This window comes from Shinella curvata, from assembly GCF_022899935.1.
Classification (GTDB): Bacteria; Pseudomonadota; Alphaproteobacteria; order Rhizobiales; family Rhizobiaceae; genus Shinella; species Shinella curvata.
In genome coordinates this window covers 139,477-154,959 of sequence record NZ_JALJCJ010000006.1, presented here as the reverse complement: position 1 = coordinate 154,959, position 15,483 = coordinate 139,477, and the positions used below count along the sequence as shown (strand labels likewise).

Annotated in this window: 16 protein-coding genes; 14 read left to right on the top strand and 2 right to left on the bottom strand. The window is 64.3% G+C overall.

Translation table 11 applies throughout. From position 1 onward, the window contains the following. Window positions 1–28: 28 nt before the first annotated feature. Together MUU55_RS21530 and MUU55_RS21525 are read left to right on the top strand one after the other, a co-directional pair. On the top strand, window positions 29–832 hold the full coding sequence (locus MUU55_RS21530) for a CbbQ/NirQ/NorQ/GpvN family protein (protein ID WP_244762833.1): 804 nt from the start codon (window positions 29–31) through the stop codon (window positions 830–832). Between the two features lie 9 nt (window positions 833–841). Beyond that, a complete protein-coding gene (locus MUU55_RS21525) occupies window positions 842–2,740 on the top strand; it encodes a nitric oxide reductase activation protein NorD (RefSeq protein WP_244762832.1) in 1,899 nt (632 codons plus the stop codon). 75 nt (window positions 2,741–2,815) lie between these two features. Here the strand turns inward: MUU55_RS21525 and hemN are convergent, their stop codons facing one another. Further along, on the bottom strand, window positions 2,816–4,168 hold the full coding sequence (gene hemN, locus MUU55_RS21520; protein WP_244762831.1) for an oxygen-independent coproporphyrinogen III oxidase: 1,353 nt from the start codon (window positions 4,166–4,168) through the stop codon (window positions 2,816–2,818). 225 nt (window positions 4,169–4,393) lie between these two features. On the opposite strand from hemN, the gene MUU55_RS21515 reads away from it, so the two are divergent. Genes MUU55_RS21515 through MUU55_RS21500 form a run of 4 tightly spaced genes read left to right on the top strand, consistent with a single transcriptional unit; the run spans window position 4,394 to window position 6,879 of the window. Beyond that, on the top strand, window positions 4,394–4,675 hold the full coding sequence (locus tag MUU55_RS21515) for a DUF2249 domain-containing protein (protein ID WP_244762830.1): 282 nt from the start codon (window positions 4,394–4,396) through the stop codon (window positions 4,673–4,675). Window positions 4,676–4,700: 25 nt separating this feature from the next. Continuing rightward, window positions 4,701–6,059, top strand: coding sequence for a hypothetical protein (locus MUU55_RS21510; protein WP_244762829.1), 1,359 nt, complete (start codon window positions 4,701–4,703; stop codon window positions 6,057–6,059). Beyond that, the gene (locus MUU55_RS21505; protein ID WP_244762828.1) at window positions 6,059–6,574 is read left to right on the top strand and encodes a DUF2249 domain-containing protein; all 516 of its coding nucleotides are present in this window, start codon (window positions 6,059–6,061) and stop codon (window positions 6,572–6,574) included. Before MUU55_RS21510 ends, MUU55_RS21505 begins: the two co-directional genes overlap by 1 nt. Window positions 6,575–6,579: 5 nt before the next feature. Next, window positions 6,580–6,879, top strand: coding sequence for a metal-sulfur cluster assembly factor (locus MUU55_RS21500; protein ID WP_244762827.1), 300 nt, complete (start codon window positions 6,580–6,582; stop codon window positions 6,877–6,879). A gap of 37 nt (window positions 6,880–6,916) precedes the next feature. Here MUU55_RS21500 and MUU55_RS21495 read toward each other — a convergent pair whose 3' ends face one another. Then, window positions 6,917–8,134 carry an NnrS family protein gene (locus MUU55_RS21495; RefSeq protein ID WP_244762826.1) on the bottom strand — a complete coding sequence of 406 codons (1,218 nt, stop codon included), beginning with the start codon at window positions 8,132–8,134 and terminating at the stop codon, window positions 6,917–6,919. A 218-nt stretch (window positions 8,135–8,352) separates the two neighbouring features. On the opposite strand from MUU55_RS21495, the gene nirK reads away from it, so the two are divergent. The 8 genes from nirK to MUU55_RS21455 all read left to right on the top strand — a co-directional run bounded on the left by nirK (window position 8,353) and on the right by MUU55_RS21455 (window position 15,482). Beyond that, a complete protein-coding gene (gene nirK, locus MUU55_RS21490) occupies window positions 8,353–9,495 on the top strand; it encodes a copper-containing nitrite reductase (RefSeq protein ID WP_244762825.1) in 1,143 nt (380 codons plus the stop codon). Between the two features lie 131 nt (window positions 9,496–9,626). Further along, window positions 9,627–10,541 carry an SUMF1/EgtB/PvdO family nonheme iron enzyme gene (locus MUU55_RS21485; protein WP_244762824.1) on the top strand — a complete coding sequence of 305 codons (915 nt, stop codon included), beginning with the start codon at window positions 9,627–9,629 and terminating at the stop codon, window positions 10,539–10,541. A gap of 71 nt (window positions 10,542–10,612) precedes the next feature. After that, on the top strand, window positions 10,613–11,308 hold the full coding sequence (locus MUU55_RS21480; RefSeq protein ID WP_244763132.1) for a Crp/Fnr family transcriptional regulator: 696 nt from the start codon (window positions 10,613–10,615) through the stop codon (window positions 11,306–11,308). 263 nt (window positions 11,309–11,571) lie between these two features. Beyond that, a complete protein-coding gene (gene napE / locus MUU55_RS21475; protein WP_425314218.1) occupies window positions 11,572–11,751 on the top strand; it encodes a periplasmic nitrate reductase, NapE protein in 180 nt (59 codons plus the stop codon). Window positions 11,752–11,761: 10 nt separating this feature from the next. Beyond that, window positions 11,762–12,262 (top strand): ferredoxin-type protein NapF, encoded by a 501-nt coding sequence (gene napF / locus MUU55_RS21470; RefSeq protein WP_244762822.1) that lies wholly within the window; start codon window positions 11,762–11,764, stop codon window positions 12,260–12,262. After that, on the top strand, window positions 12,255–12,542 hold the full coding sequence (locus MUU55_RS21465; protein WP_244762821.1) for a chaperone NapD: 288 nt from the start codon (window positions 12,255–12,257) through the stop codon (window positions 12,540–12,542). The genes napF and MUU55_RS21465 overlap by 8 nt, the downstream gene beginning before the upstream one ends. Then, window positions 12,517–15,021 carry a periplasmic nitrate reductase subunit alpha gene (napA, locus tag MUU55_RS21460; protein WP_244763131.1) on the top strand — a complete coding sequence of 835 codons (2,505 nt, stop codon included), beginning with the start codon at window positions 12,517–12,519 and terminating at the stop codon, window positions 15,019–15,021. Before MUU55_RS21465 ends, napA begins: the two co-directional genes overlap by 26 nt. Beyond that, window positions 14,991–15,482: a nitrate reductase cytochrome c-type subunit gene (locus MUU55_RS21455; protein WP_244762820.1), complete on the top strand. Its 492-nt coding sequence runs from the start codon at window positions 14,991–14,993 to the stop codon at window positions 15,480–15,482. The genes napA and MUU55_RS21455 overlap by 31 nt, the downstream gene beginning before the upstream one ends. The last annotated feature ends 1 nt before the right edge of the window (window position 15,483 follow it).

Genomic DNA, 15,483 nt, shown 5'->3' with positions numbered 1-15,483 from the left:
TTCTTCCTCTATGGATTTGGAGACCACAATGAACGTGATGCTCAAGGCCGCCCATGCTGACATCCCCGCCTACAGCCCTTCCGGCAACGAATGCGAGCTGTTCGAGAAGGCCTGGGTGCGCCAGCTTCCGCTGCTCCTGAAAGGCCCGACCGGCTGCGGCAAGACCCGCTTCGTCAGCCACGTGGCGGCAAAACTCAACCTGCCGCTCTCGACCGTTTCCTGCCATGACGATCTCTCCGCCGCCGACCTCACCGGCCGATACCTCCTGAAGGGCGGCGATACGGTCTGGGTTGATGGCCCGCTGACGCGCGCGGTGCGCGAGGGCGGCGTGTGTTATCTCGATGAGATCGTGGAGGCCCGCAAGGACGTGGCTGTCGTGCTGCATCCGCTCACCGACGACCGGCGCATCCTGCCGCTGGAGCGCACCGGCGAGGTGCTGGAAGCGCCGGCCGGCTTCATGCTCGTCGTCTCCTACAATCCTGGCTATCAGAACCTCTTGAAGGCGCTGAAACCCTCCACCCGTCAGCGCTTCGTCGCCATCGAGTTCGATTTCCTGCCGAAGGCCGCCGAGATCGCCGTCGTCGCCACGGAAAGCGGCCTGGACGAGGCGCGCGTCGCGCCGCTCGTCGCGCTGGCGCATCGGCTGCGCGCGCTGAAGGGGCACGACCTCGAAGAGGGTGTCTCGACGCGCCTGCTCGTCTATTGTGCCTGCCTCATCGACAGCGGCATGAGCGTGCGCGAGGCCGTGCGCGCCGCGATGATCGAGCCGTTGACCGACGAACCGGACGTGCGCGCCGCCCTTCTCGAAATCGCCGATGCGATGATCCGGTGAGGCCGCGCCATGCTGGATTTCCTGGAGCTTGAGGAAACCGTCGGCCGCGCCTGGCACCGGCTGGTCGGCAATACCGGCAGCTGGCCGCGCCACCTGGACCAGGCGGTGCGGCTGGAGGATATCCGCCCGGTGCTCGCGGTCTGCTTTCGCGGATTCGGCGGGGAGGGCGCGGTGCAGATCGCGCCGGCGCGCGGGCGCACCTCGACCCATCGCCTGCGGCTGCGTCAGCGCATGGGGCTCGGCGAGGAGAAGCTGGTGCAGCCCGGCCGCGACCATGCGACCGTCATGCTGCCAGGCGTGATCGATCTTTTCCCGGAGCGTGCGCTCAACCGCGATCTCTATGTCTGGCTCGCCGCCGCCATGGCCCTGATGCCGCTGGAGCCGGTTGCCGAGAGCGACCCGCTGCTGCGTGATCTCGCGATACTCCGGCGCGCGGAAGCGACGACGCAAGCGGTGCTCGCGGCCTTTCCCGGTCTCGCAAGACGCTACTATCGGCTTTCGTCCGCCATGCTGGCAGCGCGCCAGCCCCGCCCGCTTCCCTCCGTCGAGCGCCATGTCGAGAACCGTATTCTCAGCCTGCTGCGCAGGGGTGCCGGGCTTGCCGACGAGACGCTGCCGGTGATTTTCCCGCATCGCGCCCCGGCCGGCTATCTGCCGATGCTGCCGGTACCGCTCTGGCCGGATGCGCTGTGGCGCGAGGAGGGCGAGGGGCGCGGTGAGGAAGACCAGCCGGCCACCGGGGCAAACCCCGACGCGCCGGAGACGGAGCGCCATGTGGCGCTGCGCGAGAAGGCGGAGAACCGCAAGACCGAGCGCAGCCCGTTCATCCTCAACCGCTTCGAGAAGATTTTGGCGATGGCCGAGATGGTCAATGTAGACCGCCCCGGCGACGACAGCGACGACCACGATTCCTCGGCCGCCGACGAGCTCGACGACATGACGCTCGGCGAGCGCAAGGGCCGTCCCGCCGCGCGCTTCCGCTTCGATCTCGACCTGCCGCCGGAAGCGCTCGACCGCACGCGGCTGACGGGCGAGTTCACCTATCCCGAATGGGATTATTGCACGGCCACCTATCTGCCGGACCATTGCCGCGTGCTGGCCGCGCCCGCACCGGATACGGCCGTGGTGCTGGAAACCGATCCCGATACGAAAAGCCTCATCCGCCGCGTGCGCCGGCAGTTCGAGGTGCTGCGGCCGCGCCATGAAATGTTGCGCGCACAACTCGACGGCGCCGAACTGGATCTCGATGCGGTGGTCAGGGCGCGCAGCGATCTCGCCGCCGGCGGGCAGGGCAGCGACCGTATCCACCTGATGAGCCGGCCGCAGGCGCATGACCTCGCCGTCACCATCCTGGTGGACGTCTCGCTCTCCACCGATGCCTGGTTCGACAATCGCCGGGTGCTCGACGTGGAGAAGGAGGCGCTGCTGGTGCTTTCCCATGGCCTCGCGGCCTGCGGTGACAGCCATTCCATTCTCACCTTCACCTCGCGCCGCCGCTCCTGGGTGCGCGTCGAGACGGTCAAGGATTTCGGCGAGCCGATGGGCCATGGCGTCGAGGCGCGCATCGCGGCGCTGAAGCCGGGTTTCTACACCCGCATCGGCCCGGCGATCCGCCATGCGGCGGCGAAGCTGCGGGAGCAGCCGAACCGGCGCAAGCTGCTGCTGATCCTGACGGACGGCAAGCCGAACGACGTCGATCATTACGAGGGGCGTTTCGCGCTGGAGGACAGTCGCCGCGCCGTCAATGAGGCCCGGCGGACCGGCCTCAGCGTCTTCGGGGTGACGGTGGACCGAGAGGCGCAGGCCTATGTGCCGGCGATCTTCGGCCGCAACGGCTACGCCATCGTCAGCAATATCGCCCGGCTGCCTGCGGCGCTGCCGGCGATCTATCGCGGTCTCGTGGGATAGAGGACACGGGATCTGCGAGAAAGGCCCGGCGTGCCGCACCACGCCGGGCCTTTTGCATATTTTGGATAATTGGTTTCAGGCGGCCTTGCTGTGGGTGCGGGCCGACTGGTCGATATACGCGTCGAAGGCGGCGGCGACGGCGCGGATGATGAAACGATGATCCTGCCGCACCTTTACTGTACCACCGCGGATATCGACCGCACCGTCTTCGGCGAGCGCTGCCAGCCGCGCATTGCCGTCGAGCAGGGGGGCTGCATCGAAACCGTGACGGGCGGCGATGGTGGTGATATCGGCGCGGAAGTCGCACATCAGTCGTTCGATGATCTCGGCGCGCAGCCGATCCTCGGCGGTGAGGCGGTAACCCTTGACGGTGGCCAGCCGACCCGAGGCGATGCGCTGGGCATAGAGGCCGGGCGGCACCTCGTTCTGGACATAACCATTCGGCGTGCGCCCGATGGACGAGGCGCCGAAGCCGATCAGCGTCTCGCAGGCATCCGTCGTATAGCCCTGGAAATTGCGGCGCAGCCGGCCGCGTCTTGCGGCGATCGCGAGATCATCGCCCGGCAGCGCATAATGGTCGAGGCCGATGCGCACATAGCCGGCGGCAACGAGCGTTTCGGCAATCGCCTCCGCCTGCGCGGCACGTGTGGCGGCATCCGGCAGCGCGCGTTCGTCGATCAGCCGCTGGTGCTTCTTAAATGAGGGGATGTGGGCGTAGCCGAACACCGCGAACCGTTCCGGCCGCATGGCGACCGCCGCCATTGCCGTGTCGATGCAGGATTGTACCGTCTGGTGCGGCAGGCCGTAGATGAGGTCGAAATTGATGCCGCCGACGCCGGCCGCGCGCAGCCGGGTCACAGCCTCGGCGGTCTGCGCCTCGCTCTGCATGCGGTTGATCGCCTTCTGCACGACGGGATCGAAACTCTGCACGCCGAGGCTGGCGCGGGTGACGCCCGCTTCGCCGAGCGCTGCCGCCATCTCCGCCGTCAGCGTGCGCGGATCGATCTCCACCGCGATCTCTGCGCCGGCGACGAGGCCGAAGCGGGCGCGCAGAAGACCAATGAGATCGCGGAACTCCTCCGGCTGCATGATCGTCGGCGTGCCGCCGCCGAAATGGATGTGCCGGACCCTGATGCGGTTTTCCACCCGGTCCGAGACGAGGCCGATCTCCTGTCGCAGCATGTCGAGATAGTCGAGGATCGGCGCGTCCTTCTGGGTGATCGTGGTGTGGCAGCCGCAATACCAGCACATGGAGCGACAGAAGGGGATGTGCAGATAGAGCGAGGCTTCGGTGCCCGGCTTGATGCCGGAAAGCCAGTCGCCATAGGTGCCGGCGCCAACGACCGGGGCGAAGGCGGGCGCCGTCGGATAGCTCGTATAGCGCGGCAGCCGCGCCTCGCCGTATTTCTCGATCAGGGCCTGTTGCATGGCGCATTCCTTTCCGTGTTTCGATTGCGGAAAGGGTAGGAGCGGCAGACACCCCCTTCTTTGCGAAAAGCCAAGCAGCGCGGCAGGAGTCCTGAAAATCGTCAATTGTTTGCGCAGGGTCAAAGTGCCCGGCGGCGCGCGAGGTTAGCGTCAGGTGGTTCCGGTCGGGTCGGGCCGTGCCCTTCCGGAACGGTATCGGAACGGCCGGGACGGAAACATCAAACCATGTCTGAGACCCTGGACAAGCCCCTGATCGATGTGCGCACCATTCCGCCGCGCGAACGCCATCCGCGCATTTTCGGCATGCTCGGCGCCCTGATGCCTGGCAAATCCATGCTGATCACCAGCGATCACGATCCGCGGCCGCTGCACTATCAGCTCGAGACCAATTTCCCCGGCCAGTTCGGCTGGGATTATCTCGAGCAGGGTCCGGAAGTCTGGCGCGTCGAGATCGACCGGCTGGAAGACGGCGGCAGCTGCGATTGCTGCTGCGGTTCCGAGCACTGAACCGGACGCGGCGAAGGAAACCGACATGCCGGGCGCAACCCTCTCCCGCTGGACCATGTCCTACTTCGCCGCCGCCTGCCTCATGCTCGTTGCGGCGCAAGGTTTGATGGTCGCCGGTTACGGCTATCCCTTCGCCGATCGCGGCGCGCCGGAGACGCTTGTCGTCGTTCATCTCGTCGCCATCGGCTGGCTGAGCCTGCTGATGGCCGGGGCGCTGCTGCAATTCGTGCCGGTGCTCATCGCCCGGCCTGTCATCGGCGGGCGTTTCGCCGTGCCGGCCCTTTTGCTGCTGCTTGGCGGGTTAGGCTTGCTTTTGGGTGGGTTCGTTGCCCTGTCCGGGGCACTGGACCCACCGTTTGTTCTACTGCCCGTCGGCGGCGTGATGCTTCTGGCGGGTTTCGGCCTGTTTGCCGGCATCCTCGTCGTCACGCTTTATTCTGCACGGCCTCTGCCGTTACCCGCCCGTTTCGTCGCCACCGGCTTAGCCGCGCTTGTTGGCGCGACGCTCATCGGTTCTGCTTTCACGGTCGCTTTATCGGGTCTTGCGGAAGGTCCATTGCTCGACCGGCTCGTCGCCGATGGCGTCGCGCTGCATGCCGCCCTCGGCCTCGGCGGCTGGCTGAGTGCGACGGCGATCGGTGTCAGCTATCGGCTGTTTTCGATGTTCCTTCTGGCGCCGGAGGTCGAGCGTTCGACCAGCCGCGCCGCCTTGTGGGGCGCCAGCCTGGCGGTCGGGCTTGTTGCGGCGGCGGCGATCTTCGTACTGTCCGGATTTTTTGGTGCTGAGCTACTTTTCGCTGCCGCGCTGCTGTTCACGCTGCTGGCTGTGTTTTTTTACGGCGCCGATGTCCTGAACATCTATCGTGGGCGCAAACGCAAGCAGGCGGAGCTGAACATTCGCGCGAGTTTCGCGGCGCTTGGCCTGTTTGCCCTGTCTATCCTCTTTCTCAACGTCCCCGCCCTCAGGACTGGCGATATCGTGGCAGCGGTCGTCTATCTTTTCGTCTTCGGCTGGCTCACGGGGCTCGGCCTTGCACAGCTTTACAAGATCGTTGCCTTTCTCACCTGGCTGGAGGCCTATGGCCCCGTCCTGGGCCGCGCACCCGTGCCGCGGGTGCAGGATCTCGTCAATGAACGCCATGCGGATATCCTGTTCCGGCTCTACTACGGCGCCGTCGTCGTCGCGACGCTCTCCCTTGTTGCCGGCACAAACGGTCTTTTCCGGATGGCCGTCGCAGGGCAGCTTTTCGTGACGCTCTGCCTGATCCGCGAATTCATCCGGGCGCGCCGCCTTTCCATCGTGCCGGCCGCGCTACGTGCGCCTGCCGGCATGGTGCGGCCGCACCTCTTTCTGCCTCTATCCGCTTTCCAAGGAGATAAATGATGTCCGAGATTTCACCGAAGGTGCTCGACGTGCGGCCGATCCTGCGCAGCGGCGGCGAACCGTTCCAGGCGATCATGCAAGCCGTGCAGGATCTGCGGCCCGGACAGGGGTTGACGCTGCTTGCGACGTTTCGCCCGCAACCGCTGTTTCGTGTAATGGAAGGGCGCGGCTTCGATCATGAAGCGCGCGAGATCGACGGTGGTGACTGGGAGGTGTTGTTCACGCCGCGGAAGGAGACTGCACCCGTCGAGACCTCCGTCGATGCCGACCGCCCCGAAACCTGGCCGGATCCGTCAGAACATCTCGACCTCACCGATCTCGACCCGCCGGAGCCGATGGTGCGCATTCTCGCCGCCGCCGAGGCGCTGGAGCCGGGCGAGGTGCTCTTCGCCGTGCTGGCGCGCGAACCGCTGTTCCTCTTTCCGGAGCTGACCAAGCGCGGCCATCAATGGGCCGGTAATTTCGATGAGGCGGGCTCGGCTTACCGCATCCTTGTGCGGATCGGGGAGGCTTGACGGCGATGAACGAGATGGACAAGGCCACGCTGACGGAGGAGATCCGCACGGCGCTGCGCATGATCATCGACCCCGAGATCGGTAAGAACATCGTCGATCTCGGCCTGGTCTACGATATCGTGGTGGAGGAGGGCGGTGTCGTTTATGTCACCATGACCACGACGACACGCTTCTGCCCGGCGACGGATTTCCTGAAGGAGGCAGTTCAGGCCTGTGTCTGGTATGTGCCGGGCGTCGAATATGCCGAGGTGCGGCTGACCTACGAGCCGCCGTGGACGCCTCAGATGATGCTGGATGTCGCATGAAAGAAGGCCCGGAGAAAACCTCCGGGCCTTTCGTGTTTCAGAGCGGCGCCCGGCGTTTTCGCGCGAGCATCGGTGCATACTCCAGGCAATAGAGGCCGAAGGCGGTGATCCAGAGCAGGCCGGAGGCGGCATAGAGGGTGGGGCTGAGGTCCGGCAGGATTTCCGCAAGCGGACGCACCAGCGCACAGAGGATGAGGGCGGTGTAGGCGGCCACCGTGATCTTGGAGGCGACCAAGGCACGGCCGGTATGGCCGAGGCTTGCGCGCGTCATGACCGCCAGCATCATGCAGGCGATGGCGCCGACCGAGAGCAGATGCAGTACCGAGCGTTCTTCGAGATATCCAAGCGCACTGAGGCTGAGGGCCACGAGGCCGAGCGGGATGAAGGCATAGACGATGTGCAGGATGACGAGGATTCGGTCCCGCGCCACCGTCCAGCCGCGCCAGCGATGCAGGCGGATGCAATGGAGGACGGCGGCGACTGCGGCCGCTGCAGCGGTTGCGGGGTGCTCGGGCAATACGGCCCAGAGGCCGAATGCGCCGGCGCCTGCGAGGATCGCGACCATGTCGTAGTTGTTGTAGGGCACCGGAAAATCCGTTCGCCCGAACTTGTTGAGCCAGTTGCGCGTAAAGCTTGGAATGATGCGCCCGCCGACGATCATGACCAGCACGACATAGGCGGCGACGGCCAGCCGGATCGCCATATGGTGATGGCCGCCGTGAATGGCCGCCACGTGATAGAGCGCGTTGGCGAGCGACAGGGCGGCGAGCCCGGCCAGAACCTTCAGGTCCTTCCACTTGCGCCCGGCCACCACCTCTCGCGTGCAGATGGCGAGCAGAACGGGCAGGAAGAGCGCATCGATGGTGGCGGCAACGGCAACGCCGATCGCATCCGAAGCGAGAAGCGCGATGCGCCCGGCGCACCAGAGCGCGAAGAGGCCCGCCAGCGGCCAGCCGGATACCGGCAGACGCCCCGTCCAGTTCGGCACGGCCGTCAGCAGGAAGCCGGCGAGCGCGGCGGAGGCGAAGCCGAACAGCATTTCATGGGCGTGCCAGTTGGGCGCGCCGTAGGTTTCGGCAATCGTGATATGGCCTGTTATCGCGGCGATCCACAGGCCCATGGCTGCGATGGCCCAGAGCGCGCCGCCGAGAAAGAACGGCCGGAACCCATAGGAGAAGAGCACCGGTCCGGTGCGGGAAAGCCCACGCGGTACGGGGCGGCTGACGGATGGACTGACGGGGGGATTTGCCGACATTGGTGTCACTTTCCTTTGCAATCGTCAGCTGTTTCTAGGGCTTCGGCGGGGTGTTTTCTTTGCGAGATGGCAAAGAGCAAATCAGCATCTGCCAAAATGCCGCAGCGGCCGGAAAGACCTGTTTGTCCCACCACAAAGAGGTTGGCGCGAATGCTCCTACAACAGAGAGGACCGGGCGATAGACACATCGCTCCGTCCTTTCGAAAAGGAGAAATTCAATGACCGAGCAGTTTCAGATGACCCGCCGCACGATCCTCGGCGGTGCCGCTTTTGCCGGCGTCCTGACGCCGATCATTGCGGCGTCGATGGCCCGCGCCGAAGGCGGCGCGATTGAAACGAACGCCGCAGCGACTGCGGCCGATATCGCCAAGCTGGAGCGCGTCAAGGTCGAGCTCGTCAAGCCGCCCTTCGTGCATGCCCACACCCAGAAAGCCGAAGGTGGCCCGAAGGTCTATGAGTTCACCATGACGATCGAGGAAAAGAAGATGATCCTCGACGACAAGGGCACGGAAGTGCACGCCATGACCTTCAACGGCTCGGTTCCCGGCCCGCTGATGGTGGTGCACCAGAACGATTATGTCGAGCTGACGCTGATCAACCCCGAGACAAACGAACTGCAGCACAATATCGACTTCCATGCGGCGACTGGTGCGCTCGGCGGCGGTGCGCTGACGGTGGTCAATCCCGGCGAGCGCACCGTGCTGCGCTTCAAGGCTACCAAGGCGGGCGTCTTCGTCTACCATTGCGCACCTCCCGGAATGGTGCCGTGGCACGTCACCTCGGGCATGAACGGCGCTATCATGGTGCTGCCGCGCGAAGGCCTGAGCGATGGCCACGGCAAGGAGCTGACCTATGACCACATCTACTATGTCGGCGAGCAGGACTTTTATGTCCCCCGTGATGCCGAGGGCAACTTCAAGAAATATGCCAGCGTCGGCGAAGCCTACGACGATACGCTTGCGGTCATGCGGACCCTCACCCCGAGCCACATCGTCTTCAATGGCGCCGTGGGCGCACTGACGGGCGACAATGCGCTGAAGGCGAAGGTGGGCGACAGGGTGCTCGTCGTGCATTCGCAGGCCAACCGCGACACTCGCCCGCACCTGATCGGTGGCCATGGTGACTATGTCTGGCAGACCGGCAAGTTCCACAACCCGCCGGATGTCGACCAGGAAACCTGGTTCATTCCGGGCGGCACGGCCGGCGCGGCCTACTACACCTTCCAGCAGCCCGGCATCTACGCCTATGTGAACCACAACCTCATCGAGGCCTTCGAACTCGGTGCCGCCGGCCACTTCGCCGTCACCGGGGACTGGAACGACGACCTGATGACCTCGGTCACACCGCCCAGCGGTGCCTGATACTGTCCGACAATGGTGCGCCCGCTCCTTGGGCGGGCGCGCTTCCGGATCGCAAGGCTGCAATCCACATACCAATCGACGCCTTTCCCGGACGTCGAACGATCGTCCGGGCGAGGCGTGAGGAGGCCGTCATGGCTGCGCTGACATCGAAACCCGGCATTCCCCTGACATCGCTTGCGATTCCCATAGTGCTGCTGGCGGCACTTGCGGGCACGCTCGCCATCAAGGCCGATCTTATCGGAGCGGCCGCTACCGGCCCCGTGCTGGATGAGCCGCTGACGGTGGAGATCGCGCCGCGCACCTTTGATTATCGCGACAGCGGCGAATTCTTCCGCAACGGCTTTGCCGTCGACGGGCCGGTGAAGAGCGTCACCATGCGCCGTGCGCTCACCATCATGAAGTATCAGGTAACGGCTGCGGACTATGGTCGCTGCGTGGCCGACGGCGCTTGCCCGGCGGCTGAGCCGGGCTTTGCGCCTCACGATGCCACCACGACACCGGCGACCGGCGTCAGCTATGACGATGCCACCGCCTATGCCGGCTGGCTGAGTGCGCGCACCGGCGAAGTCTGGGTGTTGCCGAGCGATCAGGACCTTGCCTTTGCCGCGGGCTCGCGGTTTCCCGACGATGCGCTTGGTGTCGATATCAACAGCACCAATCCGGCCGACCGGTGGCTGGCCGACTATAACCGCGAGGCGGCGCGCAAGGCGTCGCGCGATCCGGTACCGCAGCCGCTCGGCCGTTTCGGCGAGAACGAATACGGCTTTGCGGATTTCGCCGGCAACGTCTGGGAGTGGACGACGACCTGTAACCGGCGGGTCAATCTCGACAAGGCCGGACGGGTGGTGAACGACGTTTCGTCCTGCGGCATCTATGTCGCGAGCGGCAAGCACCGGGCGGCGATGAGCTCGTTCGTGCGCAACCCGAAGGGCGGCGGCTGTGCGGTCGGGGTTCCACCCGACAATGTCGGTTTCCGGCTGGTCAAGGATACGCGCTGGTATGCGCCGCTTCTTGCCACGCTGAGAGAGAAGGGACTTGCGTTCTGAACTTTCTGTCGGCGGAGAGGCGTGATAGAAGCCAGGTGCGCCGATGAAGGCGCACGCAAAGGGACATGATTGTGAAAATTGACCGGACCGTCGTCCGGTCGCTCGCCCTGTTCGACAGGATGAGCGACGAGGATCTCGACAGGCTGCTGAACCACGCGACCGCGCGCCGCGTGCCGCAGGGTGACGCCGTCTTCGAGCAGGGCCAGCAGGCGGCGAGCTTCTTCCTCCTGCTGCACGGTCGTCTGAAGGTGACGCAGGTGACGGAGGACGGCCAGCAAATCATCGTGCGCGTCGTGCATCCCGGCGATCTCTTCGGCTTTGCCAAGGCTTTGCAGCGCTCCGACTATCCGGGCACCGCGAAAGCCGCGACGGAAAGCGTCATCCTCGGCTGGCCGACGGATCTCTGGCCGCATTTCGTCGAGCAGAACCCCCGCCTTGCCGTCACAGCTATGCAGACGATCGGTCAGCGGCTGGAAGAGGCGCACACGCGTATCCGCGAAATGTCGACGCAGGAGGTCGAGCGCCGCGTGGCGCATGCCGTGCTCAGGCTCTCCAAGCAGGCCGGTCGCAAGGAAGGCGAGGGTGTGCGTATCGATTTCCCGATTTCCCGCCAGGATATTGCGGAAATGACCGGCACGACGCTGCACACCGTGTCGCGCATCCTGAGCGCCTGGGAATCGCAGGGCCTTGTGGAGGGCGGGCGCCAGAAGCTCCTGGTGCGGGACATGGCCGGTCTTGCCACTCTCGCCGACGGTGGTCGCGACTAACGAGTCGGTGTTTATTTTATTGCGTCATTATTCAGCATTTTCTGAATTATTCTTGGCGTGCGTATTATTTATCTCAAATTTTCGATGCTTTTCGAGGATGCTTCATGATGTCGGTGTATTTTATTCGATATATCCGGATTTGACATTACGCAGATCAAATCATGATTAGAAAAGTATAGTTTATTATTCTTTCTTTCTGTGGGATGGATGCTAGTATCGCTGCAATGAATTGTCGCCGGAGGTAATCATCCTTGTCCGACGTCTTGGCAGATCATCCCCCGTCGCCTGCGCCGAAATCCAGTCGGCGCCGCGAATTGCTGACATTCTTCATCCTGGCTTTCGGCATCTGGCCCATCATTGCCGTTGGTATCGTGGGGGGCTACGGTTTTCTCGTCTGGGGATTCCAGATCATCTATGGGCCCCCCGGCCCGCCCGGTCATTGAGGGTGTGGCCATGCGGCATGAAGAATTGTCCCGGCGTGATTTTCTGAAAGGCAGTAGGCGGAGCGTGGCTCTCTCTCTCCGGCCGCCAGGCATGCTGGATGAAGCGCTTGCCGACTGCACTGGGTGCGGAGCCTGCGTCGAACAGTGTCCGACCGGCATTGTCAGCCTCGTCGACAACCTCCCCGCACTCGATTTTACCGCAGGCGAATGCACCTTCTGCGGCGCCTGCGCGGAGCACTGTCCCGAACCGGTCTTTTCCGCGGACGCGGTAACCCGCTTCGATCACGTCGTCGCCATCGCCGCCTCTTGCCTGCCCTTCCAGCGTGTCGACTGTCAGGCCTGCCGGGATGTCTGTCCCACCGGCGCAATCCGGTTTCGCCCGATGCTTGGCGGCCCCTTCGTGCCGGAGCTGATGACGCAAGCCTGTACGGGCTGTGGTGCGTGTATTTCCGTCTGTCCCGTCGGCGCAGTCACGACTGCGCCGCGAGAAGCGGAGGCGGTCTATGCCTGAACGGCGGCGACATCATATTTCCAGCGCTGTTATCGCCACCAAACCCGGCGGGATCGACGGCGTTCTGGCGGCCCTTGCCGCCCTCGACAATGTCGAGGTGCACGCAGCGGACAAGGGCAAGATCGTTATCGTCATCGAGGGGCCGTCGACCGGAGTGCTGGGCGATACGCTGATGCGCATCTCGCTCCTCGACGGCGTAATCGCGGCAAACATGGTTTTCGAACATGTCGAAATGGAAGGAAACGAGGCTGATGATGGGCAGCGAACTGACGCGGCGTGACATCCTGAAGGCCCAGGCGGCGGGCGTCGCTGCGGCGGCGGCCGGCATTGCACTGCCGGCGGCCGCCCAGCCGGTGCCGGGCGGCGTGAGCGCGCTGGAAATCAAATGGGACAAGGCGCCGTGCCGGTTCTGCGGCACGGGCTGCGGCGTCATGGTGGGCGTCAAGGAAGGCAAGGTCGTTGCCACCCATGGCGACATGCAGGCCGAAGTCAATCGCGGCCTGAACTGCATCAAGGGCTATTTCCTCTCCAAGATCATGTACGGCGCCGATCGCCTGACGACGCCGCTCCTGCGCAAGCGCGACGGCGCCTATGCCAAGGACGGCGAGTTCGAGCCGGTGACCTGGGAAGAAGCCTTCGACGTGATGGCCGAGCAGGCCAAGAAGGTGCTGAAGGAAAAGGGTCCGACGGCGCTCGGCATGTTCGGCTCCGGCCAGTGGACGATCTTCGAGGGCTATGCCGCGACGAAGCTGATGCGCGCCGGCTTCCGCTCGAACAATCTCGATCCGAACGCCCGCCACTGTATGGCATCGGCCGCCGTCGCCTTCATGCGCACCTTCGGCATGGATGAGCCGATGGGGTGCTACGACGATTTCGAACATGCCGACGCCTTCGTGCTCTGGGGCTCGAACATGGCGGAGATGCATCCGATCCTGTGGACCCGCATCGCCGACCGGCGGCTCGGCAACGAACACGTGCGCGTGGCGGTGCTTTCCACCTTTACCCATCGCAGTATGGACCTGGCCGATATCCCGATGGTCTTCAAGCCGGGCACCGACCTCGTCATCCTCAACTACATCGCCAACCATATCATCCAGACCGGCCGGGTGAACGAGGACTTCGTGAAGAACCACACGAAGTTCGTGCGCGGCGTCACCGATATCGGCTACGGCCTCCGGCCGGACAATCCGCTGGAGGTCAAGGCGGCAAATGCCGCCGATCCCGGTAAGACGGAGCCGATGGACTACGAGGCCTTCAAAGCCTTCGTCGCCGAATACACGCTGGAAAAGGCGGTCGAGATGACCGGTGTCGAGGCCGGCTTTCTCAAGCAGCTTGCCGAGCTTTACGCCGACCCGAACCGCAAGGTCATGTCGCTCTGGACGATGGGCTTCAACCAGCATGTGCGTGGCGTCTGGGCAAACCAGATGGTCTATAATCTGCACCTGCTGACGGGAAAGATCTCCGAGCCCGGCAACAGTCCCTTCTCTTTGACCGGACAGCCGTCGGCCTGCGGTACGGCACGCGAGGTCGGCACCTTCGCCCACCGCCTGCCGGCCGACATGGTGGTGACCAATCCCGAGCACCGCAAACACGCAGAAGAGATCTGGCGCATCCCGCACGGCATTATCCCGGAAAAGCCGGGCTACCACGCCGTGCAGCAGGACCGCATGCTGCGCGACGGCAAACTCAATTTCTACTGGGTGCAGGTCAACAACAACGTCCAGGCTGGTCCGAACACTTCCAACGAAACCTATCAGGGCTATCGCAATCCGGAGAATTTCATCGTCGTCTCGGATGCCTATCCGACGATCACGGCTATGAGCGCCGACCTTATCCTGCCCGCTGCCATGTGGGTGGAGAAGGAGGGCGCCTACGGCAATGCGGAGCGGCGCACCCATGTCTGGCACCAGCTGGTGCAGGCGCCGGGCGAGGCGCGCTCAGATCTCTGGCAGTTGGTGGAGTTCTCCAAGCGTTTCACGACCGACGAGGTGTGGCCTGCGGAAATTCTCGCTGCGAACCCCGATTACAAGGGCAAGACGCTTTATCAGGTGCTCTACGCTGACAGCGATGTTGCGAAGTTTCCGATCAGCGAGGTCAAGGCCGAACACGCCAACAACGAGGCCCAGCATTTCGGCTTCTATATCCAGAAGGGACTGTTCGAGGAATATGCCGCCTTCGGCCGCGGCCATGGTCATGACCTTGCACCCTACGACACCTATCACGAGGTGCGCGGGCTGCGCTGGCCGGTCGTCGACGGCAAGGAAACGCTGTGGCGCTACCGCGAGGGCTACGACCCCTATGTGAAGCCGGGCGAAGGGGTGAAGTTCTACGGCAATAAGGACGGCAGGGCGGCGATTATCGCTGTGCCTTACGAGCCGCCGGCGGAATCGCCGGATGCCGAATTCGATACCTGGCTCGTCACCGGCCGCGTACTGGAGCACTGGCATTCCGGCTCGATGACGATGCGCGTGCCCGAACTCTTCAAGGCGTTTCCCGGCGCGCGCTGCTTCATGAATGCCGACGATGCGCGCAAGCGCGGCCTCAATCAAGGCTCGGAAATCCGCATCATCTCGCGGCGCGGCGAAATCCGGTCCCGTGTCGAGACCCGTGGCCGCAATCGCATGCCGCCGGGTGTGATCTTCGTGCCGTGGTTCGATGCCAGCCAGCTCATCAACAAGGTCACGCTTGACGCCACCGACCCCATCTCGAAACAGACGGATTTCAAGAAATGCGCAGTCAAGATCGAACCCGTCGCATAACCCTCCCGAGAGGATGGGTGCTGGCCGCGCTCAGCGCCGCCGTCATCGCCACCAGCGCCATGGCGCAGATGGTGCCGCAGCTCTCCGGTCCTGATGGAGACAAGATGCAGGAAGTGCCGGCCGATCCGCTGCCGAAGTGGATCATCGACGATATCAGGCGCATGCGCGCCTATCCCGAGCAGCCGCCGATCATTCCGCATTCGATCGACGGCTACCAGCTGTCCGTCAATGCCAATCGGTGCCTGTCCTGTCACAAGCGCGAGTTCTCGCAGGATGCCGGTGCACCGATGATCAGCGTCACCCACTACATGACGCGCGAGGGGCAGATGCTCGCCGACGTCTCGCCGCGGCGCTACTTCTGCACGGCCTGTCATGTGCCGCAGGCGGACAAGAAGCCGCTGGTCGGCAGCACGTTCAAGGACATGAGCGAGCTCGGCGTCACTGGTGCAGGAAGCGAATGAT